Genomic DNA, 26054 nt, shown 5'->3' with positions numbered 1-26054 from the left:
TGATGGGTGATCTTGGCATTCGGGAGGCGTTTTCAGCGATCACGTCGGAAGCGTTGCTGGAATCGTTGATGGTTGTGCTGCTGGCGACGGGCCTGATCATCGTAATACAGAAGCTGTTTCCGAGAATCGCAGTGAAACTCGGGGGCAAGCCCCGGTTTTATATCCTGGCGTCGGTGCCCTTGCTGCGATTGATCATTATCGTGGTGACCATCATCGTTGTGGTTCCGATCCTGGTGGAACCTTCGTTCGAGAACATGGTTGCCATTTTCGGAGCCCTGGGACTGGCTCTCGGGTTTGCCTTCAAGGATTACGCGAACAGCCTGATTGCCGGAATCGTAACCCTCTACGAAATGCCGTATCGGCCCGGCGACTGGATCGAGGTGGACGGGCAGTACGGAGAGGTCCGTTCGATTGGCACCAGAGCCGCGGAACTTGTTACGCCGGATGATACCGTGGTGGTGATACCCCACGGCAAACTCTGGGCGTCCCTCATTGCCAACGCCAACAACGGAACGGATAACCTGATGTGCGTGGCGGAGTTCAACCTTGAACCCCACCATGACGTCAGCCGGGTTATGGCGCTCTTGCGGGATGTGGCCTACACCTGTCCTCTTACCCGCACGTTCCGGCCTGTCGTGGTGGTGGTCTCCAACAAACCCTGGGGCATGTGTTATCGGCTGAAGGCATACCCGATCGAGTTGAAGGATCAGTTCCGGTTTATTTCCGAGCTCACTGCAAAGGGCGCAAGTGCGTTGGCTTCAGAGGGCGTCAGGTTTGTCTCAGTCCCCGTCACCGGAAACCCCTGAGCTTTGCTTGCGGGTTTCCGTTTGCTCAATCAATTGATTCAACCTGCCGAGAATACGCTGCCCGCTTTCACCGGTGCGCTCGAGGTAAATGTCACGCACCGGCATGCTGGCTTCCCGAAACGCCTCGCGTTCTGAATCGGTCAGGCGGACCACTTTCATGTGGCCCCCTTCCAGCATCTGCTCGAGCCGGGTCTGATTTAGCTCCTCCTGAGTCTCCCAGGCGATCTGCGCGACGTCCTTGAGTCCGTTGTCGAGCCATTGTTGCTGGTTTTCGGGCAAGGCGTCGTACCACTCAAGATTCGAGACCACTGAAGCGACGAACTGGGCCGGTCGCGCCAGGGTCATGGTGGTCTGCACTTCGTAGAAATCCATTTCCTCGATGGCGAAAACCGGATTGCTCTGGCCATCGATCTTGCGCAGCTGCAGGTCACTGTATACCTGGGAATAGGGGATCTGGCTGGGCTCGGCACCATAGGCCCGGAAGGTTTCTTCCGCCATGTCGGAGGTCATGGTTCGGATTCGCTGTCCGGTGAAGTCTTCCGGCGACCGCAGCGCCTTGTTAGCTGTCCAGGCCATCCAGCCTTCAGGCACGAAACCCAGCAGTTTCATGTTCTGGTTGGCATAGGGTGATTCAAACAATTCGAGCAATTCTGCGCTGGCCAGAATCTCTCGTGTAACGTCGGCGTCGTCCGGAAGAACATAGTGCAGCGTGAAGAGACCGACTTCGGGGATGGTGTTGGCAAGATGCCCGGGGGAGGCGAACGCCAGGCTTATGGAACCATTGCGAACCAGTTCAGTAAGCTGTGCCGAGGTTCCCAGAGAACCGTAGGGAAAAATATCGATTTCAATCCTGCCGTCGGAACGCTCCTCAATCCGTTCCTTCAACGCTTCGGCATAAGCATGCTGAACGCTACCCTCGATCTCCTCAAGGGCAAAACGCCAGGTAACCGGGTAATCGGGGGGTTCCGGGACATCGGCGGTCTCGTCCTCACCGCTGGTCTGGCTGTCTGAACAACCGGTCAGTGCAATGGCCAATGCCAGGCTCAATGGCCAGAACCTGAAACGGACGGTGGGCATAACGGGAACTCCAGTTTTCTCGATCCTTGGTTGATATTGCCATACAAGGTAACACAAGAATGCGCACTGCCGTGGGTTACGGGGTTGGATTGAATTACACTGTCGACCCAGACGATCAAGTGCATATAGGAGACAGTTCATGGAGTTTCAGTGTTGGGCAGGAGGCCGGGAATGACAAACCAGAAGCAGGCGATGCTCTATGGCCTTGGCACGGTGCTGTTGTGGTCTACCGTGGCAACCGCGTTCAAGCTCTCGCTCAGAGAGCTCGCGCCCGTTCAGATGCTGCTGATTGCGTGCAGTGCGTCGGTGGTTGTGATGGCCGTCATCCTGATGCTTCAGGGGCGCTGGCACCTGGTGTTCTCGCTCAGTCGCAAACAGTATGCCCAGTCTTTTGGCATGGGGCTGATCAATCCCTGTCTGTACTATTTCCTGTTGTTCGGTGCCTTTGACCGACTGCCCGCCCAGGAAGCGCAACCGCTGAACTACACCTGGGCTCTGGTGCTGGCCTATATGTCGGTACCCTTTCTGGGGCACCGGCTACGCAAACTGGATATTGTCGCGGGCCTGATCTGTTATGCCGGGGTCGTGGTGATTGCCACCCGCGGGGCTGTCACTTCGCTGAGCTTCGAGGATCCACTTGGCGTTTCTCTCGCCCTCGGAAGCACAGTGGTCTGGGCGTCCTACTGGATTATCGCCACACGGGATACCCGGGATCCGGTGGTTGGCCTGTTCCTGAATTTCCTATGTGGATTGCCGGTGATTCTGCTCATTTGCTGGTGGACAGAGGGGCTCAGTTTTGCCCCGGGCACGTCGCTGGTTGCAGCGCTCTATGTAGGCGTGTTCGAGATGGGTATCGCTTTCGTGCTCTGGTCCTATGCCATGAAAAAAGCGGAGAATACTTCGAAAGTCAGCAACCTGATTTTTATCTCTCCGTTCCTTTCGCTGGTGTTCATCTACTTTATTCTGGGCGAGCATATCCTGCCCTCCACATACATTGGCCTGGTTCTGATCATGATGGGGCTATGGATTCAGCAGAAAAAAGTGAAGGATCGGGAAGAGGCCCTGAACCTTGGCTGACTGGTTTGTCTACATGGTTCGAACCGCCAGAGGTTCGCTCTATACCGGCATAACCACTGACGTTGAGCGGCGGTTCAATGAACATCAGGGAGGCGCTCCCCGGGGCGCGCGTAGTCTGAGGGGGAAGGGGCCACTGGAACTGGTGTTCAGCGCGCCAGCCGGAGACAGAAGCCGGGCTTCACGGTTGGAGTGGCGCATCAAACAATGGCCCCGGCCCAGGAAAGAGGCCCTGGCCCGGGGCGAGCTCAGTCTGCCAGATGACGTTTGATGTGTTCGCCTGCGGTTTCCAGCGCGGCAGTGGCTCGATCCAGCTGACCACTGTGTACCTGGAAAACGTGCCAAAGACTGTTATAGACCTCAAGGCGGGTTTCCACATCGTTCCGGCTTGCGGCCTCGGCGAGCCGTTCGGCGTCGTTCAGCAGGATTTCCTGGCTGCCTACCTGGATCAACAGGGGTGGCAGGCCGCTTAAATCCCCGAAGATCGGCGAGATCAACGGGTTGGTAAGGGGTTCCTTTCCGGCGTAAAGCCTGGCGGCCTTGCTGGTCCAGCTGGCCTGAAGTACCGGCTCAATTTCCGGCGCATAAAGCTGCTCCTGGGTGAGGTCTATCCAGGGTGAAAACGCCGTCAGCGATGCCGGAAGCTGCAGGCCCTTATCGCGCAGTCGCATCGCCAGGGCAACAGAGAGCCCCCCGCCAGCGGAATCGCCGGCGACGGCAATCTGGTCCGGTTTCAGGCCAGCCTCCAGAAGCCCGTTCCAGCAGGCTTCGGCATCATCCAGCGCAGCGGGAAACGGAAACTCGGGCGCCAGCCGGTAATCCGGCGTAACGATGGCGCAGCCGGTTGTTTTCGCCAGATGCCCGGTTATGCCACGGTGGGTACTCGAGGACCCGATGATGTAGCCTCCGCCGTGGAGATAGAGAACGGCGCCCCGGGGATCATTGCCGAAGGTTGTCCGGGTTGCTGGCACTCCCCCAATGGTTATGTTCTCGAATTTCGCGCCTCTCGGTGGTGTCGAACTCCGATAAGCCTGGCGAACAATGCGTCGCTGAAGTGGCACCGGTACCGCCGGGTTGAGAACCGGTCTGACCAGCCGGTTCATGGTCTGGCGCAACGCACTCTCTAAAACGTGTTGCAACATCTGTGTCTTTCCCCTGCTATGGGTTAGGCCCGCTATAGGTTAGGATTGAAACCCCGAAATAGATAACTCATTCATGACAGGCGTTTAACTCTACGTGTACTGGAAAACGGATACCATAGAAATACCGGATTGGGACAGGCACTCGCTCCTGGACAGACTCGAACCCTTCGACCCGACCCGCTCGCGTGATCTTAGTGATGAAATGGTGGCCTATTGTCGTTTTTATGGGCTGGATCTCTGGGTGGAACATCCGGACGTTGCTTATCATCAGGGTTACGTCAAAGCCTGCGGTCATGAAGTCATGGTGCATTATTTCCGATTGCCGGACCAGTCAACAGAGCGTGGCACGGTGTTCATTCTGCACGGCTATTTCGACCACGTCGGGTTGTACAGTCAGTTGATCGATCGGTGCCTGGGAGCCGGGTTTGATGTGCTGGCCTACGATCAGCCCGGCCATGGCCTTTCCAGCGGCACGCCCGCAGCCATTGGCAGTTTTCTTGAGTATCAGGGCGTTCTGTCAGACGTGATGGCTCAGGTCAGGGACAAGTTGCGTCAGCCCTGGTTCGCGGTTGGGCAGAGCACCGGTGGAGCGATCCTGATTGATTATCTGTTGTCCAACCATCACAGCCAGCAAACCTCCGACTTCCGGAAAGTGGTGCTTCTGGCGCCCCTGGTGAGGCCGGCCGGCTGGTTGGGCGCAAAAATACTGCATAGCATGGTGAAGCCGTTTATTTCCCGCTGGCGCAGGGTATTTGCAGAGAACAGTGGCAACGGTCGTTTCCTCAGGTTCTTGCGGGAGTACGACCCGCTTCAGGCGAGGGCAGTGCATGTCGACTGGGTGAGTGCACTCCGAAAATGGGTCCCCCATATTGAATCTGCGCGGCCGGTCGACTTTCCGGTGACCGTCGTGCAAGGTGAGAAGGATCTGACAGTCGACTGGCAACACAATTTGCGTATTATCCGGAATAAATTTTCCTCGGTTGAGGAACGGAAAATCCCTGACGGACGTCATCATCTTGTGAACGAAGCTCAGGATTTGCAGGCAACCGTATTCAATACCATTATTGATACATTCACGAACTCGGCGGAAAAGACCCGTTAAACCGGGTTGGCTGAAGAAACCAGGCACAGGAGAAAGCTGTGAAGAAGATGATTCTTGTATTTATGGTGGCAACTTTCGGTCTCGGCGGTTGTATGACCTACGACCCCTACACCGGTGAAGAGAAAACTTCGAATGCGACCAAGGGAAGCATCATCGGCGCTATTGGCGGTGCGGCTATCGGTGCGGCAACCTCCAGCAAGAGTGACCGCGGAAAAGGTGCCCTGATTGGTGCGGCCAGCGGCGCGGCCATTGGCGGTGGCGTTGGTTACTACATGGACAAACAGGAAGCCGAGCTGCGTCGCAAGCTGGAGGGCACTGGTGTTCGCGTGGTGCGCAACGGCGATGAGATTGAACTGGTGATGCCAGGCAATATCACCTTTGATCTGAATGAATCGAGCATCAAGCCGTCATTCAGCGGAACACTGGAATCCGTGGCTCTGGTACTGAAGGAGTATGACAAGACCATCATCCAGATTGAGGGGCATACCGACAGCTCCGGCTCTGACAGCTACAACCAGCTGCTCAGTGAGCGTCGCGCCTCATCCGTGCGTGACTTCCTCCTGAACCAGGGTATTGAGCCGAAGCGTACCCGTGCTGTTGGCTACGGCGAACGCTACCCGGTTGCCTCAAATGATACCGCGGCCGGCCGTGAGCAGAACCGTCGTGTTGAGCTGACGCTGGTGCCCATGCAGTAAGCAGGGCGTTCGCAGCCATAAAAAAACCGGAGCACAGGCTCCGGTTTTTTTATATCTGGCCGTTAATCAGAACAGTACGCGGCAGCGAATGGTCCCTTTCACTTTGAGCAGCTTTTCCTGCGCCAGTTCGCCGTACTCTTTGTTCACGTCGACGACAACATAGCCGATGTCTTCCTTGGTCTGCAGATACTGGCCGCAAACGTTGATGCCATTCTCTGAAAACACCTGGTTGATCTCTGACATCACGCCGGGAACGTTCTCGTGGATATGCAGCAGACGGTGCTGATTGGGGTGTGACGGCAGAGCGACTTCCGGGAAGTTCACGGAAGAAACCGACGTGCCGTTGTCGCTGTACATGGCCAGTTTTTCTGCCACTTCCCGACCGATGTTTGCCTGGGCTTCGATGGTGGAGCCGCCAACATGCGGGGTCAGGATGACATTGTCGAACTCCCGCAGCGGAGAGACAAATTCCTCGTCGTTGGATTTGGGCTCAACCGGGAATACGTCAATGGCAGCACCCAGCAGTTTACCGCTGCCCAGAGCATCGGCCAGGGCGTCGATGTCCACCACGGTGCCGCGGGAGGCATTCATGAGAATGCTGCCGGGTTTCATCTGGGCGAACTGCTCGGCCTTGAACATGTACTTGGTGGCCGGGGTTTCCGGTACGTGCAGGCTGACCACATCGGCAATGTTGAGCAGCTCCTGGAGCGTACCTACCTGGGTGGCGTTGCCGATCGACAGTTTTGAGACGACATCGTAGAAGTACACATCCATGCCCAGGCCCTCGGCCAGGACGCTGAACTGGGTGCCGATGTTGCCGTAGCCGATAATGCCCAGTTTTTTGCCACGGATTTCATAGCTGTCCTTGGCGGATTTCAGCCACTCGCCGCGATGGGCCTTGGCGTTTTTCTCCGGGACACCGCGCAGGAGCAGAATGGCCTGGGCGAGAACGAGTTCCGCGACGCTCCGGGTGTTGGAGAAAGGCGCATTGAAAACGGCAATACCGCGCCGGGTGGCCGCCTGCAGATCCACCTGGTTGGTGCCAATACAGAAGCAACCCACAGCCACCAGCTTCTTGGCGGCCTCAAATACTTTCTCGGTCAGCTGGGTGCGGGAACGGATGCCGACGAAGTGCGCATCGGCAATCTTCTCGATCAGCTCTTCCTCGGCCAGCGAGTGAGACAGGTACTCAATGTTGGTATAGCCCGCAGCATTCAGCGTATCAATGGCAGATTGATGCACGCCTTCCAGCAGCAGGATACGGATTTTGCTCTTCTCAAGAGACGTATTTGACATGGGCTTGCTTCCGAACCTTTCGTCACGTGAAATGACCCGTGGCCAGTGATCGTCAGGGCTGGCTCACAGAACAGGGGCGGTATGATACCATAAACAAAGATTTTCACAGCGCGCCGGTTTGCCTGAATCAACTGTCTGTGATTCCTGTTGCAGGATGCTCCGGCCCAAACCTGACGAGACCGAAAAATTCATGAATTCTGAACAGATCATTGCTTCTCTCAAAGACCTGATGGCCACCGGCGACGCGCCCGGCAAGGTGCTGACCGACCCGGCAGATCTGGATACCTACGGCAAGGACTGGACCAAGATCTACCCGCCCAAGCCCCTGGCGATCGCGTTGCCCAAGACCACCGAGCAGGTGCAGGCGCTGGTGAAGTTCGCCAACGAGAATCAGGTGGCACTGGTGCCCTCTGGCGGCCGGACAGGTCTGAGTGGCGGTGCTGTGGCCGCCAATGGTGAGGTGGTTGTGGCGTTCGACAACATGAACCAGATTCTGGACTTCAATGCCAGCGACAGGACGGTTCGGTGTCAGGCCGGTGTTGTGACCGAGCAGTTGCAGAATTGTGCTGAAGACAACGGTCTTTACTATCCGGTTGATTTTGCCTCCGCCGGTTCCAGCCAGCTCGGTGGCAACCTCTCCACCAACGCCGGCGGTATCAAGGTAATTCGCTATGGTATGAGCCGGGACTGGGTTGCCGGCCTCAAGGTCGTGACCGGCAAGGGCGATATTCTGGATCTGAACAAGGATCTGGAGAAGAACAACACGGGTTACGATCTGCGTCATCTGTTTATCGGCGCTGAGGGCACACTGGGCTTTATTACCGAAGCCACCATGAAATTGTCCCGGAAGCCGGATAACCTGACGGTGCTGGTGCTGGGTCTGAATGACCTGACCAACACCATGGATGTGCTGCAGACTTTTCAGAAAAAGATTGATCTCACCGCCTACGAGTTTTTCTCCCATCAAGCCATGGGACACGTGCTGGCCCACGGTCAGGTTCAGGCGCCGTTTGAAACCGAGGCGCCGTATTATGCGCTGCTGGAGTTCGAATCTGTCTCCGATCAGGTGATGGACGATGCTATGGCTCTGTTTGAACAATGCGTGGAGAACGGGTGGGTGCTGGATGGCGTGATCAGCCAGAGCGAAACCCAGGCCCAGAACCTCTGGCAGCTGCGCGAGCGCATTTCCGAGTCCATCGCGCCCCGCACGCCCTACAAGAATGATATTTCCGTGGTCGTATCCAAGGTGCCGGGCTTCCTGCAGGAAATTGATGCCGTGGTCACCGAGCACTATCCGGATTTCGAGATTATCTGGTTCGGGCACATCGGCGATGGCAACCTGCACCTGAATATCCTCAAGCCAGAGGACATGGCCAACGAGGATTTCTTCGAGAAGTGCCAACAGGTCAACAAGTGGGTGTTCGAGATTGTCGAGCGCTATCAGGGCAGCGTGTCAGCCGAGCACGGCGTGGGTATGACCAAGAAGCCTTATCTGCAGTACACCCGTAGCGAGGCAGAAATCGCTTACCTGAGGGGAATCAAGCAGGTATTCGATCCCAACGGAATCATGAACCCGGGCAAGATTTTCGACTGATGCAGGATCATATCGTAGTGCTGACAGGCGCGGGCATAAGCGCCGAAAGCGGTCTCTCCACCTTCCGGGACAACGGTGGGTTGTGGGAGCAGCACAGCGTCTACGATGTGGCTACGCCCGAGGCGTTTGCGCGCAATCAGGAGCTGGTGCTGCGGTTCTACAATGACCGACGCCGCCAGCTCGCCTCTGCCCAGCCGAACCGGGCCCATCAGCTGCTGGCGGAGCTTGAGCAGCGCTACCGGGTCACCGTGGTCACCCAGAACGTGGACGATCTTCACGAACGGGGTGGCGCGAGCAACGTCATTCACCTTCACGGTGAGCTTACCAAGGCGCGCAGTTCAAAATATCCGGAGCTGGTTTATGACATCGGTTATCGTGATATTAACCCTGGCGACACCTGCGACCGTGGCGCCCAGCTTCGTCCTCATATTGTCTGGTTTGGCGAGGAAGTGCCCATGCTGGACAAGGCTGCAGAAGTTGTCCGCACGGCCGATCACCTGCTGATCGTGGGAACGTCTCTGCAGGTATACCCGGCTGCAGGACTGGTTTACGAAGTGGACAGAGATGTCCCCATCACCGTGATTGACCCGGGCGAGCCGGCGTCAGTGTCACGGGCCCGGTTTATTCGCAAGGGTGCCGTCGAGGGTGTTGCCGAATGGGTTGCCCATTACCTGTAGGGTTCAGGCTTTCAGGTACCTTTCCAGTTCTTCCCTGAACGCAGCCTGAACACCCAGCCGCTTCAGCATCCAGTAATGACCGGCAATCATCCGGTCGATAAAGATGCTTTCCACCGGCGGCTTGAAGTAGTCGAGGTATTTGAACACGGTGCTGGTTTTCTCGGCCACGCGCTTGTGGATGTCGGCTTCTGCGAAGTTATAGGGCACCTCCCGATCCTCGAAGGGCACCACCAGAATGTCCCGCCACATAGCGTAGTAGGCTTCATCCACGGCTGGCTGGCTTCCGACACGCGCGCCCAGGTCAATCAGATGACGGTCAAGCGCTTCGTAGTCTTCCTCGAGGGCAGAAACCAGGGCGTTGCGGTAGGCGGCGATGATTTCCGGTTTCAGCTTCTTTACGCAGCCGAAGTCGTACATGACGATGGAGCCATCAGGCCGGTAGGCGAAGTTGCCGGCGTGGGGATCGCCATGGATGCACTGGAAACGGAAAAGCTGGTCCGCCATGAGCATGAAGATCCGGTGACCTATCAGGTTGATGGTGTCCTGGTCGTACCGGTCTCTCGTAACCTTGCTGACGTGATCTCCCTCAACCAGTTCCATCGTCAGGACACGTCGGGTTGAGTGGCTCTTCGCCACGGAAGGGATGAGCACCCAGGGCTGATCCTTGTGAAACTCCCGAAAGAGTTCGATATTTCGTGCTTCGTTCTCGTAATCCAGTTCTTCTTTCAGTCGCTCCCGGATTTCGGCGAACAGCCGGTCGACCGACTCCTTGGGCATTTTCAGCAGGCCGCCCAATCTCAGTGCCATGCGCAGTTGCTTGAGATCTGAATCGCAGGATTCGTCCACGCCGGGGTACTGGATTTTCACAATAACATCGGTGCCATCGTGGAGTCTGGCGCGATGCACCTGGCCGATGGAAGCCGCAGCGTAGGGTGTCTCCTGCAGGTACTCGAAAAGCTCGGAGACCGGTTTGCCCAGTTCCGATTCGATCTGCCCCACGATGACCTCAAAAGGCATGGGCGGGGCTTCTTTCTGAAGCTTCTCGAGCGCGTCCGAGAATTCCTTGGGCAGAAAGTCCTGGGTCTGGGAAGCGATTTGCCCGACTTTCATGACCGCCCCTTTCAGCTCGCCCAGGGTATCGGCGATCTGGTCGGCCATGCGTGTGTAGCTTTCGCTCTGCGCGCCCTCGTCATTTTCTGAGCGGAACAGGCGGCGCGCACGCTGGCCGGCATATTGCCCTGCCACAGAGGCAGTCATGCCAGCGAGTTTGAAGAAGCGACCACGTCGGGAGGTTACCGGTTTCTTTGCCATAAACAGATGTACGCCTTTGACCGGATTTGGGTTTAGCCGGCCCTGCACGTTAAACCACTTTGGTCTCCACGAACAGCAGGTCTTCCAGTTCAAGCGACAGGGTCTGGCCAGAAACCAGCGGGCCCACGCCTTTTGGTGTTCCTGTCAGCACCACATCGCCGGGCAGCAGAGTGAACTGGCTGCTGATGTGAGCGATCAGGGGAATGATGGGGTTGAGCATATCGCCGGTATCGCCGGTTTGCTGGCGGTTGCCATCAATGTCCATTGTGAAGTGAATGGGGGCATCGGGAAACTTATCGGCCGCGACAAACGGCGAAAGCGGACAGGCACCATCGAACCCCTTCGCTCTTTCCCATGGCTGGCCTTTTTCTTTGAGTTTGCCCTGTAGATCCCGCAGAGTCAGGTCCAGTGCCAGACCGTAGCCCAGTATCGCGGATTTGGCTTCGCTGGCTGAAGCCCGGGTCAAGGGGCGACCGATCAGAACCGCCAGTTCGGTCTCGAAGTGAACCGCCCCCTGGTCTCTTGGAAAATCCAGGGGACGGGTGATATGCACCGCCGAGGTTGCGGGTTTGATGAACAGCAGCGGTTCATCCGGCACCGGGTTATTGAGCTCCCGGGCATGCTCGGCGTAGTTGCGACCAATGCAGACGATCTTTCCCAGTGGCAGATGGACGGGTGTGCCATCCTTCCAGTGGTGTTGGTAATCCGGCATGGTCGCCTCCTGATTGCTGTTGATTATTCCCCTTCAAACGAGCAAACAGTATAAACCTGAAGGCCTTCGTCCTGCAGCTTGCGGGAGCCGCCGAGATCGGGCAGATCAATCATGGCTGCCACTTCCACAATTTCCGCGCCAATCCTGCGGATCAGACGGGTCGCGGCGAGCATCGTGCCGCCAGTGGCAATCAGATCATCCACCAGAACCACGTTGTCGCCCGGCTTGAACGCGTCCTTGTGCAGCTCTACGGAGGCAGTACCGTATTCAAGCTCGTAGTCCTCCACCAGCGTATCGAACGGCAGCTTGCCTTTCTTGCGGACAAGTACCAGGGAGGCGTTGAGCTCATAGGCCAGCGCCGAGCCAATGATAAAGCCGCGAGCATCCACCGCTGCCACGGCATCAATCTTGTGGCCGTGGTAGCGGTGTACGAAGGCATCAATCAGTTTCCGGAAGGCAGTCTTGTCTTGCAGTACCGTGGTTATATCGCGAAAAGCCACGCCCGGCTTTGGCCAGTCCGGGACCGTGCGAATGGCCTTTTTGATGCTTTCAGAAAAATAATCCATAAACGTTCCGGTTAATGCCCTGGAGGCGGATCAGGCCGCATCCAGGAAAATGAATTTCAGAACAAACACAACCGCAATGATAACAACACTGGCGTTCAGATCTGCCCAGCGGCCACTGAGTGCCTTCAGAATGGCGTAGGTGATGAATCCCAGGGCGATGCCGTTGGCAATGGAGAAGGTCAAAGGCATCATCAGGGCGGTGACAACAGCCGGGGCCGCGTCAGTGACATCCTCCCAATCAATCAGTTTGAGGCCGCTGGCCATCAGAACCGCCACGTAAAGCAGTGCCGGTGCGGTGGCGTAGGCAGGGATGATGCTGGCGATCGGTGACAGCAGCAAACAAGCAAGAAACAGCGCGGCAACCACGACAGCGGTCAGGCCGGTTCGGCCGCCGGCGGAGATGCCCGCGGTGGATTCGATGTAGCTGGTGGTGGTTGAGGTACCGAGGGCAGCACCGGACATGGTCGCAACCGAGTCCGACATCAGGGCCCGGCCGAGGCGCGGCAGTTTGCCGTCCTTGTCGAGGAGGCCACCGCGCTGTGCGGCGCCGATCAGGGTGCCGGATGTATCGAACAGATCGACGAACAGAAACGCAAAGATCACGCTGATCATGCCGATATTCAGGGCGCCCGCCAGGTCCAGCTGCATGAACGTCGGCGCTATGCTCGGGGGTGCTGAAACCAGACCGTTGTACTCCACCATTCCCAGTGCCATGGCTACGCCGGTAACCGCAATAATACCAATCATGACGGCGCCGGTTACCTGGCGGAAGGACAGTGCGCAAATCAGCACGAAGCCGCCGAAAAACAGCAGGCTCTCTGCCACTTTCACTTCACCCAGCCCCACAAGCGTGGCGGGGTGATCCACAACAATGCCGGCATTCTTCAGGGCGATCAGGGCCAGGAAGAAGCCAATGCCCGCGGAGATGCCGAAGCGCAGGGACATGGGAATGCTGTTGATGATCCATTCCCGCACCTTGAAGATGCTCAGCAGGAAGAACAGGAAGCCGGAAATGAACACCGCTCCGAGCGCTATCTGCCAGCTGTAGCCCATGCTGCCGACGACCGTGAAGGAGAAAAAGGCGTTGAGCCCCATGCCTGGTGCCATGGCGATCGGGTAATTGGCCCAAAGCCCCATGATCAGGGTGCCGATCACGGCTGCAAGACAGGTAGCAACAAAGACAGCCCCGAAATCCATGCCGGTCGATGACAGGATGCTCGGGTTGACCACGATGATGTACGCCATGGTCAGGAAGGTGGTAATGCCCGCAACCACTTCTTTACGAACAGTGGTGCCGTGGGCCTGGAGTTGGAACAGTCGTTCAAGCATGACGGGTGTCTGCCTCACAGGATGCTGAAAGTTTGTGTTTGGGGGTCTGGTCTGGACGGAATTCTTGAATTGCGTGAAAAAACGGCAATATTACCGGCTCAGCCTCCTGAGGCCAAGGGATGATTGACAGTTCGTCAAAGCGAATGTGGCGTTAGTTGCTGTGAGAGTCACGCTGGAGCCGGATATCGAAGCGGACCGCCAACATCCGCACGATGACGATAAAAAGCAGGCCAATGGTCAGCGGCAGGACCTCGTTGTCGAGGAACCACTGGCAGACAAAGTACAGCCAGCATCCGGCAAATGAAATCGAGGCGTAGATCTGGTCTTTGCGAAAAATATAGGGGACCTCGTTACAGAGGGTATCCCGCAGGGCGCCGCCAAAGGTGCCCGTCATCACTCCCAGCAGGGAAGCGACAAACCAGGAATGTCCCAGATCCAGGGCCAGTTGGGCGCCAAGGATGGAAAAAACGCCGAGTCCGATGGCGTCGGGGAACACAATTCTTGACTCCCGCAGCCGCTCAGCCTTTTTCCAATAACTGAAGACAACCGCCATGGCCAGAATCAGCATCGGTTGCTCTTCGTGCTTGATCCAGTAAAGAGGGTGGTTGTCCATGATCAGGTCGCGCAGGGTGCCACCCCCGAGTGCCGTGATGAAGCCGATGGTAAATACGCCCACAGGATCCATATTTTTGGAGCGCGCCACGATCATGCCGGAAATCGCAAACGCGACGATTCCAACCATTTCAAGCACGTAGATGATGTCGATCATGGCGAGCCCCGAGATAGGCCAGGAGTGGCCGGATGCCTAAAGTCGAAGCGCGCAGGATAGCGAAAAAGCGGATGGCTTTCACCTGAGGCCAGATAGGTGTCAGGAAGCGCGGGCCTCCGGACTGTGATCCATAGCGACAGTTCTGAACGTATCTTGCATTCAACTTACCTGTATCCTGTTGTACGGAGTTGCTATGTCCCTGATGCGCCTGGCCTATGCCAGTGAAGCCACGTTTGAAGCCAAACCGGTGGAAAAGGGTGTTGAACCCCACGTTGCACGAATTCTGATGACCTCCCGTAAGAACAATGCCAAAGACCAGTTGGTCGGTGGCCTCTACTACGGAAACGACCGGTTTTTCCAGTATCTGGAAGGTGAAGAGGACGCCGTCCGTCGCACGTATGACAGGATCCTGAAGGATGACCGCCACCGCAACATCGTCACCTTGATAGAAGAGCCCCTGAAGAGCCGAACGTTCAGTAACTGGTCCATGAAATACGTGCCGCTTTCGAGGGACGTTCGGGCATTTCTGGATGATCAGGGACTTGAATCCTTTGATCCGGCCGCGTTCACCTCTGAACAGTGCGAGAAAATGATCGAGCTCGTTCGCAACTCCAGCCAGGAACAGAATCTGTCTACCCGTGATGATCCTAAATCTGTCGGCGACGCGCCTCAGGTGCTGTCCTCAGGAATGAAAACTGGCCTGATTGTGGCCGGGGTGGTTCTGGTTGGCGCTCTCGTGATCGGCGGGACCATGCTCTGAATGGACTCGCTCTGAGAAATAAGCGCCGCTTATGCGCTTAGATAAAAGAACTTTATTTGCTTCATGTTAAGACTCTGTTTAGCTTGACGGATAACAATCACAGGCGCCTGTCGCCTGGAATCCGATCGAACAAAAACGGAGCACTCATGAAAGCCATCCTCTGCAAGGAATATGGTCCGGCCGAGAAGCTGGTCATCGAAGAAGTTCCCAGCCCCGAAGTGAAAGGCCGCGGTGTCAAAGTGCGCGTTAAAGCCGCCGGCCTGAATTTTCCGGACACCCTCATCATCGAGAACAAATATCAGTTGAAGCCAAGCCTGCCTTTTTCCCCGGGTGGCGAAATGGCGGGTGAGGTTATCGAGGTTGGCGACAAGGTAACCCGCTTCAAGGTAGGCGACCGTGTTGCTGGGCTGACAGGTTATGGCGCCTTTGCCGAAGAAGTCATCGTGCCGGAGCAGAATCTTCTCCCCGTCCCCGATGGCATGTCCGACGAGAAGGCTGCGGCCTTCACCATGGTTTATGGGACTTCCTATTATGCCCTCAAGCAGCGCGGCAACCTTCAGCCTGGCGAATCGCTTCTGGTTCTGGGCGCCAGCGGTGGCGTGGGCCTGGCAACGGTTGAGCTCGGCAAGGCCATGGGCGCAAAGGTTATTGCAGCCGCCAGTTCGGCGGAAAAGCTAGCGGTTGCCAAGGAAGCTGGCGCCGATGAGCTTATCAATTATGCCGAAGAGCCTCTTAAAGACGCGGTGAAGAAGCTTACTCACAGCAAAGGCGTGGATGTCATCTACGACCCCGTAGGCGGTGACTTCACCGAACAGGCTCTCCGCGCCATGGCCTGGAATGGCCGCCACCTGATCATCGGCTTCGCGGCCGGCGAGATTCCGAAAATCCCGGCAAATTTGACTCTTCTGAAAGGTTGTTCCGTTGTTGGCGTATTCTGGGGCAGTTTCACTCAACGCGAGCCGGAAGCCAGCGCCCAGAACATGATGGAGCTGATGAAGCTCTATGCCGAGGGCAAGATTGATCCGAAGATCAGTGCCGTCTATGACTTCGAGGATTACGCCTCTGCCCTTGGAGCCCTTACTGAACGCAAAGCGACTGGCAAGGTTGTGCTTAAAGTCGGCTCCTGAGTTTTATCGAAGCCTGAAAGCTTTGGGAGGTTGCCGGTTGGAAGCACCTCCCAAAAACCGCTACGAGCACATCCATGTGCGCTTGGCGTCGGCCATCCATGGCCGCCGACATTTTTGGGAAGTGCTTCCAACCGGCAACTTCTGGAATCAGTGGTATCTCTGAGTATCAAGACTATAACGCAATAGCCCGGTGGTGAGGGTGGGCACCTCCTCCCAAAAATGTAGAGGGCCATGGACGGCCCGAAACAAGCGCACACGGACGTGCTTGTAGCGGTTTTTGGGAGGAGGTGCCCACCCTCACCAATCCGCTAATCCATAAGGCTAGGGCCCAGACAAAAGGCCAATCATCAAAACCGGACCGAACCCGAGTCAATCTCCGAAACCAGCTCCGGCGTCAGCAGGGTATACCCATCAGTCCCGGGCAACCAGGCATAGACTTCCTCGCCGTCCCTAAGCGAATAGCCCAGCTTCTGGATATCCACCTTGCGGTATTTGAAGGTTCCGGTTTTCTCGATGGCGTGGGTGATGCGCACAAACACCGGTACTGCATAGGCCGGCAGATTGTCCCGCAGATAGGCGAATAATCTGTTCACATCGAACTCTTGGCCATTACTGTGGGGAACCAGGGTCACCATGCCGGCCTTACCGTTGGAGCCGGGGATCTCGACGCCGTAGACGATGGCTTCCTCGACCATCCCCGAGCCGTCGATGATGTTTTCCACTTCCGTCGTTGAGACGTTTTCGCCCTTCCAGCGGTAGGTATCGCCCATACGGTCGACGAACTGCAGGTGGCCGCACCCGATTTCCTTCAGGACATCGCCAGTGTTGAACCAGGCGTCCCCCTTCTTGAAAGCGTTGCGGAGGATCGATTTTTCCGTGGCCTCTTTCTGGGTGTAACCCTCGAACGACCATTTCTTGGTGATCTCGCCGATCAACAGGCCGGGCTCGCCTTTTGCGACTTCCTGCATGAAGCCTTTTTCGTTACGAACTGGATCCCGTGTGCCGTCGTGGAATTTCACCAGCTTGTAGGGGGCGGTGGAAAAGCCCACGGTGTTGTCCATATTGAAAAAGTTGCTGAAGCCGATGTTGCCTTCGCTGGAGGCGTAGAGCTCTGCGACTGTCTCTATCCCGAAGCGCTGCTTGAATTCCTTCCAGATGGAGGGGCGGAGGCCGTTGCCGATCATTTTGGTGAGGCTGTGGTTCCGGTCCTGTTCGCTGGGTGGCTGGTTCAGCAGGTAGCGGCAGAGTTCGCCGACGTAGCCGAAGGTGGTGGCGTGGTAATAGCGAACGTCGTCCCAGAAGGCGCTGGCGGAGAACTTGCGGCGCAGGGCAATGGCGGAGCCGCCGGCCAGGACGGACCCCCAGCAGACCAGCAGAGCGGTGCCGTGATAAAGGGGGAGCGTGCAGTAAAGAACGTCCTCCGGCTTCATGGCCAGAGACATCAGGCCAAACCCGCCGTAGGCCATTATAAATTTGCGGTGTGAGCCCGGGGCGGCCTTGGGCAGGCCGGTGGTGCCGGAGGTGAACAGGTAGATGGCGGTATCGCCCATTTTCGGCGCATCGCTCAGAACCGGGGCGTCGCTGTTGAAGGTGCTGACCTGCGCGGCCATGTTGGCGTAACCGGTCGGTGCGTCCCCAAAGGCGTTCAGCGTGTTGGTGTCTGCCAGAAACTGGAATGGCTGGGGATGGGCGGTCTTGAGATCTGTCTTTATGCCGTCGAACGCTTCGATCAGTTCCTCGCCAACCACCACCATTTTGGGCTCGATCAGGTTGATGCTGTGTTCGAGTACCTTGCCTCTCTGGGAGGTGTTGAGCATGGCGCAGGCGACCCCGAGTTTGGCTGCGCCGGCTACCACGGCCAGCAATTCGGGGCGGTTTTCAAGGAAGATCGCAATGGCATCCCCTTTGGCAAGCCCCTGGTCCTGCAGGTAGCGGGCGATGCGGTTAGCCCAGCCATTCAATTCGCTCCATGTGATCGAGCGGTCTTCAAACAGAATGGCGGGCCGGCTGCCCAGGTTCCGGGCGTTGTTCTCGATGAGTGTGCCGAGCGTAAGCTCACGGTTCTCGTTTTTCAGGGCATAGTAATACAGCCCCCGGGTTATGGCCGGCAAACGCCGGAATATTCCGGGCAGGCTGCGGGCAATGTCCAGTGCGGATACGTTGTCTTGGCTCATGGTGTTTCCATTGGTCCCTTTTATTGTGTGGACGTTGAGCCCGGAACAACGCATGCCTCGGGTTCAGTCCAGAAACAGGTCCGGCATCAGGGGCTTATCGCCCGGCTCATACCGGTAATGATCGAAGTCGGTGATACCGTCCTGCCGTAGCAGCTCCTCGTCGATCAGGGTCTGACCAGTCATAGTCTCAGACGACCGGTTGAGGATGCTGACAGCGGCATCGGCCATGATGTCCGGCTTCCTGCCCTGGGCCATCATCTGGGGCCCGCCAACTTCAAATTCGATGGCTGCCGTGGCAATCAGCGTTTTCGGCCACAGCGTGTTAACCGCAATGCCGTACCGCCTGAACTCCTCCGCCATGCCCAGGCTCAGCATGGTCATGGCGTATTTTGTGGTGGTATAGGGGCCATATTGGGCGAACCACCGGGTATTCAGATTCAGAGGCGGCGACAGGCTCAGGATGTGAGCCCGGTCCGACTGTTTCAGCCAGGGCAGTGCGGCCTGGCTGCAGGCCATGACGGCCCGGGCATTGACCTGATGCATCAGGTCGTACCGGCTGACCTTAAGGTTTTCCACACCGGTTAGCCGAATGGCGCCTGCGTTGTTTACCAGTGCGTCGATGCCGCCAAAATGCTCGCCGGCCTCATCAATGCGCTGGCGGATCTGCTTTTCATCCCGGACATCCAGAACCAGCGGTAGCGCTTTGCCTCCAGCATCCCGAACTTCCTCCGCCACCGTATGGATCGTGCCTGGCAGCTTCGGATGAGGCGTGTCTGATTTGGCGGCAATCACTACGTTCGCGCCCTGACGGGCGGCGGCGAGGGCGATGGCCCGGCCGATGCCACGGCTGGCGCCGGTGATAAAAACGGTACGATCACGCATGGTACTCATGCCTCGTTCTCCTGTTCGGCCGTCTCGTTGGCGGTTATCTGGACCAGTAACTGACTGCGTTTTACCTGGTCGCCTTTGCTCGCAAGAAACTCGGCGACTCTGCCGTCGCGGTCTGCTTTTACCGGATGCTCCATCTTCATGGCTTCCAGTATCACCAGCGTATCGCCCTGGTGAACGCTCTGACCAGCTTCAACTAACACATCAATGATGGCACCATCCATGGTCGCCTGGATGCGACCGCTGCCCGCGCCACCAGCAGTCCTGGCTGGTTGGTGGGTAACATCGCGCACCGACCAGGATTGCCCGAACGCCTGCAAATATAGGGAATCGCCCTGGCGGTGATATTGGCAGGCCTGACGAACGCCGCTGTCGATAATGCACAAATGGCCATCCCTCTGGCTCTCAAGTACCAGGGAATGCCGGGTTTCGCCCATACTGACAGACAACCGGCTGCCGCTGCGGGTCACCAGTAGCTCGACAGTGGTGTCGCCGGTTTCCAGCTTGATGGGGGTCATGGTGGCCGGCGCATTGCTCCAGGCGCTCTGGCCCGAAATGTCATGGTCGAGCACGCAGGCGGCCAGGGCCAACTGGCGAATGGTCAGGTTTTGCGGCTGAAGGGACGGATCGTCCTTGAAGGCCTGCTGCAGGAAGGCCGTGGTCGCCCCGCCGGCCCCGAAAGTCTCGTCTGCGATAATCCGGCTCAGGAAATGGCGGTTGGTGGTCACGCCGAACACGGTTGTGTCCTCAAGCGAGCGGATCAGCCGCCGGCGGGCTTCATCCCGGTTTTGGCCCCAGGCAATTACTTTTGCCAGCATCGGGTCGTAGTGGGGAGTGATAGCATCTCCAGATCGTACCCCGGTATCAAACCTTAAACCTTCGCCTTCGGCTGGTTCAAAGGCGTATAGCGGTCCGGTCTGGGGTGTGAATCCGTGGGCAGGGTCTTCTGCATAGAGTCGAACCTCAATGGCATGGCCATTCAGGTGAATATCGTCCTGGCCGAGCGGCAGCGGGCGTCCCTCGGCCACGTTGAGCTGCCAGGCGACCAGATCCTGGCCGGTAATGAGTTCGGTGACCGGATGCTCTACCTGCAGGCGGGTGTTCATTTCCAGAAAGTAGAAGTTTCGGTGCTTGTCGACCAGGAACTCGACGGTGCCGGCGCCTTCGTAGTTGCAGGCCAGAGCCGCTTTGACTGCAGCCTCACCCATGGCCTGTCGTAGTTCCGGCGTGACAAAGGGGGAGGGTGCTTCTTCCACTACTTTCTGGTGTCGGCGCTGTACTGAGCAGTCCCGTTCGCCGAGGTAGACCGCATTGCCGTGGCGATCCGCAAACACCTGGATTTCCACGTGGCGGGGCTCAATCACGGCTTTTTCCAGGATCAGTTCGTCGTCGCCGAAGGCCTGTTTTGATTCGGAACGGGCCCGTTTGATGTTGTCGGCCAGTTCGGATTCACTCTCAACCAGGCGCATGCCGCGGCCACCACCGCCGGCAGAGGCTTTGATCATGAGGGGGTAGCCGATGTCTTTGGCGGCGGTGATCAGTTCGTCGTCGTTGGCGTTGTCGCCTTCATAGCCAGGCACCACTGGCACGCCGGCCTCCTGCATGGCGATTTTGGATCGGCGCTTGCTGCCCATGAGTTCGATGGCCGAGGCGGGAGGGCCAACAAACACCAGGCCGGCGTCTTTGCAGGCGTTGGCGAAGGCGGCATTCTCGGAGAGGAAGCCGTAACCCGGGTGGATGCAGTCGGCGCCGGTTTTGCGGGCGGCTTCAAGAATTGCATCGCTGTTCAGGTAGGAGGCGGATACCTGTGCCGGGCCAATGCAGACGGCCTCGTCGGCGAGTTCCACGTGCATGGCCCTGGCGTCGGCCTCGGAGTAGACAGCTACGGTGCGGTAACCAAGGGCTTTCGCGGTGCGGATGACGCGGACTGCGATTTCGCCGCGGTTGGCTACTAGTAGTTTCTTTAACATGTTCTTGTTCTCTCCTTTGGAGTAAGCCGCGAGGCTGAGTGCCGTCTGGCTTCCAGAAAACCGCTACGAGCACATCCATGTGCGCTTGGCGTCGGCCATCCATGGCCGCCGACATTTTCTGGAAGCCAGACGGCACTCACCCTCGCTCCGCATCAGTCCGATTCGCTTGCCCAGGCTGGTGGACGTTTTTGCATGAAGGCCATGGTGCCCTCCGTTCCTTCGCTTCCCCGGATGGCTTCCGCAAATTTTTCAGCCGCGCTGTCCAGCAAACCGCTCATGGGTTCATGGCCAACCCTGTGTAGCAACGCTTTGGTTTCTGCCGTGGCAACCGGTGCGCAGTGGCGGACACGATCCAGAGCGCTTGTCAGCATCTCTTCCAGTTCATCCTCTGAAGAAGCCGCCTGGTGAACGATGCCAAGACTGCATGCTTCGTTCGCATCGATTCTCAAACCGAGCAGGGCCAGCCGCCGGGCCTGAGTGAGGCCGATTCGTTCAACCACAAACGGCGCAATCTGGGCTGGAATCACGCCGAGGGAGGTTTCCGGCAAGCCGAACTTGGCGCTCGGCCCGGCGATGGCGACGTCGGAAACGCAGGCCAAACCGAATCCACCGCCCATGACGGCGCCTTCGGTGATCGCAATGACCACTTTCGAGGATTCGTTGACCTGTTGAATCATCTGACCGAAGGCGCGGTTCAGACGATAGAACGGGTCCGCCTCACCCTCGGCCGCTTTCTGGCCGCGGGCTCCGGCCATGTCTTTGATATCACCACCGGCGCAGAAGTGCCCACCGGCGCCCCGGATGACGACGGCGCGAATGTGCAGGTCGTTTTCAATCTGGGTGAACACCGCGGACAGTTCCGCCACCATCTCGAGGCTCATGGCGTTGCGCACGTCCGGTCGGTTGATGGTGATAAACAGGGTAGGGCCCTGTTTTTCCAGAATCAGTGTTTCGCAATGTGGTACCTGGCCCATAAATGACTCCACCGTCCGTTTCCTAGTCGCGTTTCTTGCCCGGAAGGGTTCCCATCATCTTGCAGATAATCCCGAGCATGATTTCGTCGGCACCACCGCCAATAGACACCAGTCGAACATCCCGGTGCGCGCGGGAAATCGGGTTATCCCACATGTAACCGTTACCGCCCCAGTACTGCAGGCAGCTGTCTGTGACCTCACGCCCAAGACGTCCGGCCTTGAGTTTGGCCATGGAGGCCAGGCGGGTGACATCCTTGCCTTCAACGTGCAGCTCGCAGGCCTGGTAGGTGAGGGCGCGCAGGGCCTCGACTTCGGTTTGCAGTTCGGCCAGGCGGAAGTGGATTACCTGGTTGTCGATCAGCGGCTGGCCGAAGGTCTTCCGCTCGCGACAGTACTCGATGGTCTTGGTGATGCAGTTTTCCAGCGCCTTGATCACGTTCGCCGCACCCCAGATCCGCTCCTCCTGGAACTGCAGCATCTGCATCATGAAACCGGTGCCCTCGGCGCCGATCCGGTAGCGCTGTGGCACACGGACGTCGTCAAAAAAGATCTGGGCGGTTTCGGAAGAGCGCATGCCGAGCTTGTTCAGGTGCGGGCTGAAGGAGATGCCCGGCGTTTTCGTGGGCACGATGATCAAAGACTTGTTCTTGTGGGGCTTGTCGTCCGAGGTGTTGGCCAGCAGGCAGATAAAATCCGATTTGGGGCTGTTGGTGATCCACATCTTGGAGCCGTTGATGATGTAGTCGTCGCCGTCTTTCCTGGCGGTGGTTTTCATCCCCGCCACATCCGAACCTGCGCCAACTTCACTGACGCCAATACATCCCACCATGTCGCCGGCAATGGCCGGCGCGAGGAAACTGCGTTTCAGTTCATCAGATCCAAACCGGGAAATGGCCGGGGTACACATATCGGTCTGAACCCCGATGGCCAGCGGCACACCACCACAATGGGCCATGCCAAGCTCTTCCGCAGCCACGAGGTTGTAGCTGTAATCCAGCCCCATACCACCGTATTCTTCGGGCTTCTGGATCCCGAGGATTCCGAGGTTTCCGAGCTTTTTGAACAGTTCATGAATCGGGAATTCCCCGGCGGCTTCCCATTCGTCGCAGTGGGGATTGATTTCCTTCTCCACGAAATCGCGGACCGTTTTTCTGAGGGCTTCGTGTTCGGCTGTGAATTTCACGTTCTTGTTCTCCTGCTGGTAGAGAGTTCGTGCCGTATTTGTTTTGGTGGACGTTCTTTAGCTTGGCGGCAGGTGTGTGGGGCCGCTTCCAGAAAACCGCTACGAGCACATCCATGTGCGCTTGGCGTCGGCCATCCATGGCCGCCGACATTTTGGGCAGGGTGTCCCAACCGGTTCCTCCCGCAAAACAAGCAGACCTACAGGCGGGCCACACCAAAGGTATTGGGCCGCAACTGCCGAGCCTCGGCTTCCCGGCAAACGTCCAGAACCAGGGACAGAACGCGCCGCGTATCCCGCGGGTCGATTAGCCCGTCATCCCACAATCTGGCCGTTCCGAACAGCGCCGTTGAACCTTCCTCCAGCTTCTTCGCTGTGGCCTGCTCCAGAAAATCCAGTGTCTTCGGATCCGGCTCCATGCCGCCGCGGCGCTGCTTGTCTTCGGCTACGATACGCATCACCTTGCCTGCCTGCGCCGGCCCCATAACCGCGGTTCGGCTGTTGGGCCAGGCGAAGATGAACCTCGGGTCCAGGCCACGGCCGCACATGGCATAGTTACCTGCACCATAGGAACCGCCGATGACAATTGCGACCTTTGGCACCCGACAGTTGGCCACAGCCTGGATCATTTTCGAGCCGTGTTTGATGATGCCGTTCTGCTCTGAGTGAGTACCCACCATGAAACCGGTGGTGTTATGCAGGAACAAAAGGGGCGTTCCGGCCTGGTCGCAGAGCTGGATGAACTGGGCGGCCTTGGCGGATCCAGCCGGGGTGATCGGGCCGTTGTTGCCGATGATGCCGACTGAATGACCTTCAATTCGGATGGTGCCGCAGACGGTCTGGTCGTCGAACTCGTTCTTGAAGTCCATGAACTTTGAACCGTCGGCAATGCGGGCGAGGATTTCGCGCACATCGTAGGGCTTTTTGGAATCCGCCGGGATGACACCCAACAGCTCCTCGGCCGGGTAGAGCGGTTCCTCCCATTGAAGTTCGCGCCGGGGTGGCAGCTGCTCGTTCCAGGGCAGGGCTTCGAGGATGTTTCTGGCCTGGCGGATGCCGTCGGCGTCGTCTTCGGCCAGGTACTCTGCCGTTCCTGCCACGGTCGCATGCATCTCCGCGCCGCCAAGTTCCTCATCGGTGGCAACTTCGCCGGTTGCTGCCTTCAGCAGTGGTGGGCCGGCCAGGAACATCTTGGCTTGTTCGCGCACCACGATCACGTAGTCGGACAGACCCGGCTGGTAGGCGCCGCCGGCAGTGGCATTGCCGTGAACTACGGTGACCTGGGGAATGCCCGCAGCCGACATCCGCGCCTGATTGGCAAAGCCCCGGGCGCCGAGCACGAAAATATCAGTGGCGTAGTTCAGGTTGGCGCCGCCGCTCTCGGAAAGGGATACCACCGGCAGCTTGTTTTCCATGGCGATCTGCTGCAGGCGCAGCGTCTTGTCCAGGCCGGCAGGGGTAATGGTGCCGCCTTTGATGGCGCTGTTGCTGGCCACCACCAGACAGCGGATGCCGCTCACATAACCGATACCGGCGATGATCCCGCCGCCGGCGAGGCTGCCGTCCTTGTCGTCGTGCATCTTGTAGCCTGCCAGGGAGCAGAGTTCCAGAAAGGGCGTGCCGCGGTCCAGCAACCGGTTAATACGGTCCCTCGGGAGCAGCTTGCCCCGTTTGATGAACTTCTCCCGGGCGGCTTCCGCCAAATCCAGAACCTTTTGCTCAACGTCCCGGAACGTGGTGATGTGGGCGTCCATGGCTTCGGCGTTGGTGCGGAAGTCCTCGGACGTGGAGCTTACCGTGGATTCAAGTACCTGCATGGTCGGCTCCTCAGTCGTCGCTCAGAACTTTCGGGGTGATGGCCCGGTGAAAGCCGTTGTAGGGTTCGTTGTTCTTGGCTTTCGGTAGCGGCCAGACCCGACCTCCCTGTGACGCACCGCCGTCGATCCGCAGACAATCCCCGCTGATAAACGCTGCGCCAGGGCTGAGTAAAAAACAGATGGCCGAGCTGACTTCGGATTCGGTGCCCATGCGTTTGATCGGGACGTTATCACCAAGGCTGCGAATCCACTGCTTCATGTGTTCGGGGTAGTTATCCATGCCACTGGAGGCAATCCAGCCCGGAGCGACTGCGTTTACACGAACCCCGGACGCGCCCCACTCAACGGCGGCTGTCTGGGTAAAGTTCACCATGCCGGCCCTGGCGGCGCCGGAGTGTCCCATGCCGGGCATACCACCCCACATATCGGCCACGATATTTACAATAGCGCCCCCGGTTTTTGACAGCGCCTGGGTGTAGGATTCCCGTGCCATCAGGAAGCCGCCGGTCAGATTGGTTCGAACCACCGTCTCCCAGCCCTTCTGGTTGATCCCGGTCAGCGGCGCCTGGAACTGCCCGCCGGCATTGTTCACCAAACCATTCAGGCCTCCGTGTTCGGCAATGATCGCCTTCACCGTGGCCTTGACCGAGTCCTCTTCACGGATATCACAGACATGGGCGGACGCAATGCCGCCGTCCTCGGTGATCTCTGCTTTCACAGATTCCACTTTCTCGGCCTTGCGGCCGACCAGGGCAACCCGTGCGCCCAGGGCAGCGAGTTCATGGGCCGTACACCGGCCAATACCAGAACCGCCGCCGGTAACAATATACACCTGGCCCTTAAACAAGTCGGGATGAAACACAGACTGATAGCTCATAGTAACGAAGACCCTTTCAAAGTTCGGGCGCTCTGGTTGGTAGCGCGTTTCGGGACTGTGAGCAGCAAGGATGCTGCGATCAAGCCTACATGGATGTATTCACGGCGTGTCCCGGAACGCGCTATCAACCAGAGTGC

General features: G+C 58.0%; 24 protein-coding genes. 9 read left to right on the top strand and 15 right to left on the bottom strand.

Translation table 11 applies throughout. From position 1 onward, the window contains the following. The first annotated feature begins 2 nt into the window (after nucleotides 1-2). Complete coding sequence (locus tag BM035_RS08075; protein ID WP_008174028.1) at nucleotides 3-806, top strand: mechanosensitive ion channel family protein; 804 nt, start codon at nucleotides 3-5, stop codon at nucleotides 804-806. Here the strand turns inward: BM035_RS08075 and BM035_RS08070 are convergent. Beyond that, entirely contained in the window at nucleotides 780-1883 is a 1104-nt protein-coding gene (locus tag BM035_RS08070; RefSeq protein WP_008174031.1) for a TRAP transporter substrate-binding protein, read from the bottom strand. The genes BM035_RS08075 and BM035_RS08070 overlap by 27 nt on opposite strands. A gap of 171 nt (nucleotides 1884-2054) precedes the next feature. Between BM035_RS08070 and BM035_RS08065 the strand changes: the two genes are divergently transcribed. Both BM035_RS08065 and BM035_RS08060 read left to right on the top strand, forming a co-directional pair. Beyond that, nucleotides 2055-2960 (top strand): DMT family transporter, encoded by a 906-nt coding sequence (locus BM035_RS08065; RefSeq protein ID WP_053112741.1) that lies wholly within the window; start codon nucleotides 2055-2057, stop codon nucleotides 2958-2960. Nucleotides 2961-2973: 13 nt separating this feature from the next. Beyond that, a complete protein-coding gene (locus BM035_RS08060; RefSeq protein WP_014577843.1) occupies nucleotides 2974-3228 on the top strand; it encodes a GIY-YIG nuclease family protein in 255 nt (84 codons plus the stop codon). On the opposite strand, the gene BM035_RS08055 is transcribed toward BM035_RS08060, so the two are convergent. Beyond that, nucleotides 3206-4099, bottom strand: coding sequence for an alpha/beta hydrolase (locus tag BM035_RS08055; RefSeq protein WP_092031043.1), 894 nt, complete (start codon nucleotides 4097-4099; stop codon nucleotides 3206-3208). The two genes, BM035_RS08060 and BM035_RS08055, sit on opposite strands and share 23 nt — an antisense overlap. Before the next feature lie 94 nt (nucleotides 4100-4193). On the opposite strand from BM035_RS08055, the gene BM035_RS08050 reads away from it, so the two are divergent. Further along, the gene (locus BM035_RS08050; RefSeq protein WP_008174039.1) at nucleotides 4194-5201 is read left to right on the top strand and encodes an alpha/beta hydrolase; all 1008 of its coding nucleotides are present in this window, start codon (nucleotides 4194-4196) and stop codon (nucleotides 5199-5201) included. Between the two features lie 47 nt (nucleotides 5202-5248). Next, entirely contained in the window at nucleotides 5249-5896 is a 648-nt protein-coding gene (locus tag BM035_RS08045) for an OmpA family protein (RefSeq protein ID WP_227497835.1), read from the top strand. Between the two features lie 66 nt (nucleotides 5897-5962). Here BM035_RS08045 and serA read toward each other — a convergent pair whose 3' ends face one another. Continuing rightward, nucleotides 5963-7192, bottom strand: coding sequence for a phosphoglycerate dehydrogenase (gene serA, locus BM035_RS08040; protein WP_008174043.1), 1230 nt, complete (start codon nucleotides 7190-7192; stop codon nucleotides 5963-5965). Nucleotides 7193-7382: 190 nt separating this feature from the next. On the opposite strand from serA, the gene BM035_RS08035 reads away from it, so the two are divergent. Next, on the top strand, nucleotides 7383-8786 hold the full coding sequence (locus tag BM035_RS08035) for an FAD-binding oxidoreductase (protein ID WP_092031069.1): 1404 nt from the start codon (nucleotides 7383-7385) through the stop codon (nucleotides 8784-8786). Beyond that, the gene (locus BM035_RS08030; RefSeq protein WP_008174047.1) at nucleotides 8786-9463 is read left to right on the top strand and encodes an SIR2 family NAD-dependent protein deacylase; all 678 of its coding nucleotides are present in this window, start codon (nucleotides 8786-8788) and stop codon (nucleotides 9461-9463) included. Before BM035_RS08035 ends, BM035_RS08030 begins: the two co-directional genes overlap by 1 nt. 3 nt (nucleotides 9464-9466) lie before the next feature. Here the strand turns inward: BM035_RS08030 and BM035_RS08025 are convergent, their stop codons facing one another. The 5 genes from BM035_RS08025 to BM035_RS08005 form a co-directional block, all read right to left on the bottom strand. After that, nucleotides 9467-10774, bottom strand: a complete 1308-nt coding sequence (locus BM035_RS08025; protein WP_008174049.1) for an ABC1 kinase family protein — start codon at nucleotides 10772-10774, stop codon at nucleotides 9467-9469. Nucleotides 10775-10823: 49 nt separating this feature from the next. After that, nucleotides 10824-11486 (bottom strand): fumarylacetoacetate hydrolase family protein, encoded by a 663-nt coding sequence (locus BM035_RS08020; RefSeq protein WP_008174051.1) that lies wholly within the window; start codon nucleotides 11484-11486, stop codon nucleotides 10824-10826. A 23-nt stretch (nucleotides 11487-11509) separates the two neighbouring features. Further along, the gene (locus tag BM035_RS08015; protein WP_008174054.1) at nucleotides 11510-12052 is read right to left on the bottom strand and encodes an adenine phosphoribosyltransferase; all 543 of its coding nucleotides are present in this window, start codon (nucleotides 12050-12052) and stop codon (nucleotides 11510-11512) included. A gap of 30 nt (nucleotides 12053-12082) precedes the next feature. Continuing rightward, the gene (locus BM035_RS08010; RefSeq protein WP_008174056.1) at nucleotides 12083-13381 is read right to left on the bottom strand and encodes an NCS2 family permease; all 1299 of its coding nucleotides are present in this window, start codon (nucleotides 13379-13381) and stop codon (nucleotides 12083-12085) included. Nucleotides 13382-13532: 151 nt separating this feature from the next. Beyond that, on the bottom strand, nucleotides 13533-14150 hold the full coding sequence (locus BM035_RS08005) for a trimeric intracellular cation channel family protein (protein WP_008174057.1): 618 nt from the start codon (nucleotides 14148-14150) through the stop codon (nucleotides 13533-13535). A gap of 193 nt (nucleotides 14151-14343) precedes the next feature. Between BM035_RS08005 and BM035_RS08000 the strand changes: the two genes are divergently transcribed. Next, entirely contained in the window at nucleotides 14344-14910 is a 567-nt protein-coding gene (locus BM035_RS08000) for a BLUF domain-containing protein (protein ID WP_008174059.1), read from the top strand. 146 nt (nucleotides 14911-15056) lie between these two features. Next, the gene (locus BM035_RS07995) at nucleotides 15057-16037 is read left to right on the top strand and encodes an NADPH:quinone oxidoreductase family protein (protein ID WP_008174060.1); all 981 of its coding nucleotides are present in this window, start codon (nucleotides 15057-15059) and stop codon (nucleotides 16035-16037) included. 347 nt (nucleotides 16038-16384) lie between these two features. Here BM035_RS07995 and BM035_RS07990 read toward each other — a convergent pair whose 3' ends face one another. The 7 genes from BM035_RS07990 to BM035_RS07960 all read right to left on the bottom strand — a co-directional run bounded on the left by BM035_RS07990 (nucleotide 16385) and on the right by BM035_RS07960 (nucleotide 25917). Continuing rightward, a complete protein-coding gene (locus BM035_RS07990) occupies nucleotides 16385-18211 on the bottom strand; it encodes a long-chain-acyl-CoA synthetase (RefSeq protein ID WP_008174062.1) in 1827 nt (608 codons plus the stop codon). Nucleotides 18212-18274: 63 nt separating this feature from the next. After that, the gene (locus BM035_RS07985) at nucleotides 18275-19102 is read right to left on the bottom strand and encodes an SDR family oxidoreductase (protein ID WP_092031041.1); all 828 of its coding nucleotides are present in this window, start codon (nucleotides 19100-19102) and stop codon (nucleotides 18275-18277) included. Next, nucleotides 19099-21069 (bottom strand): acetyl/propionyl/methylcrotonyl-CoA carboxylase subunit alpha, encoded by a 1971-nt coding sequence (locus BM035_RS07980; protein WP_092031040.1) that lies wholly within the window; start codon nucleotides 21067-21069, stop codon nucleotides 19099-19101. The genes BM035_RS07985 and BM035_RS07980 overlap by 4 nt, the downstream gene beginning before the upstream one ends. Before the next feature lie 152 nt (nucleotides 21070-21221). Then, nucleotides 21222-22043, bottom strand: coding sequence for an enoyl-CoA hydratase/isomerase family protein (locus BM035_RS07975; protein ID WP_092031038.1), 822 nt, complete (start codon nucleotides 22041-22043; stop codon nucleotides 21222-21224). Nucleotides 22044-22065: 22 nt separating this feature from the next. Then, complete coding sequence (gene atuD, locus BM035_RS07970; RefSeq protein WP_014577830.1) at nucleotides 22066-23226, bottom strand: citronellyl-CoA dehydrogenase; 1161 nt, start codon at nucleotides 23224-23226, stop codon at nucleotides 22066-22068. Nucleotides 23227-23423: 197 nt separating this feature from the next. Beyond that, a complete protein-coding gene (locus tag BM035_RS07965) occupies nucleotides 23424-25040 on the bottom strand; it encodes an acyl-CoA carboxylase subunit beta (RefSeq protein ID WP_008174071.1) in 1617 nt (538 codons plus the stop codon). A gap of 10 nt (nucleotides 25041-25050) precedes the next feature. After that, on the bottom strand, nucleotides 25051-25917 hold the full coding sequence (locus tag BM035_RS07960; RefSeq protein WP_008174073.1) for an SDR family oxidoreductase: 867 nt from the start codon (nucleotides 25915-25917) through the stop codon (nucleotides 25051-25053). Nucleotides 25918-26054: the final 137 nt, after the last annotated feature.

The organism is Marinobacter sp. DSM 26671, assembly GCF_900112835.1.
Lineage (GTDB): Bacteria > Pseudomonadota > Gammaproteobacteria > Pseudomonadales > Oleiphilaceae > Marinobacter > Marinobacter flavimaris.
This window is presented reverse-complemented; position numbering and strand designations above follow the sequence as displayed.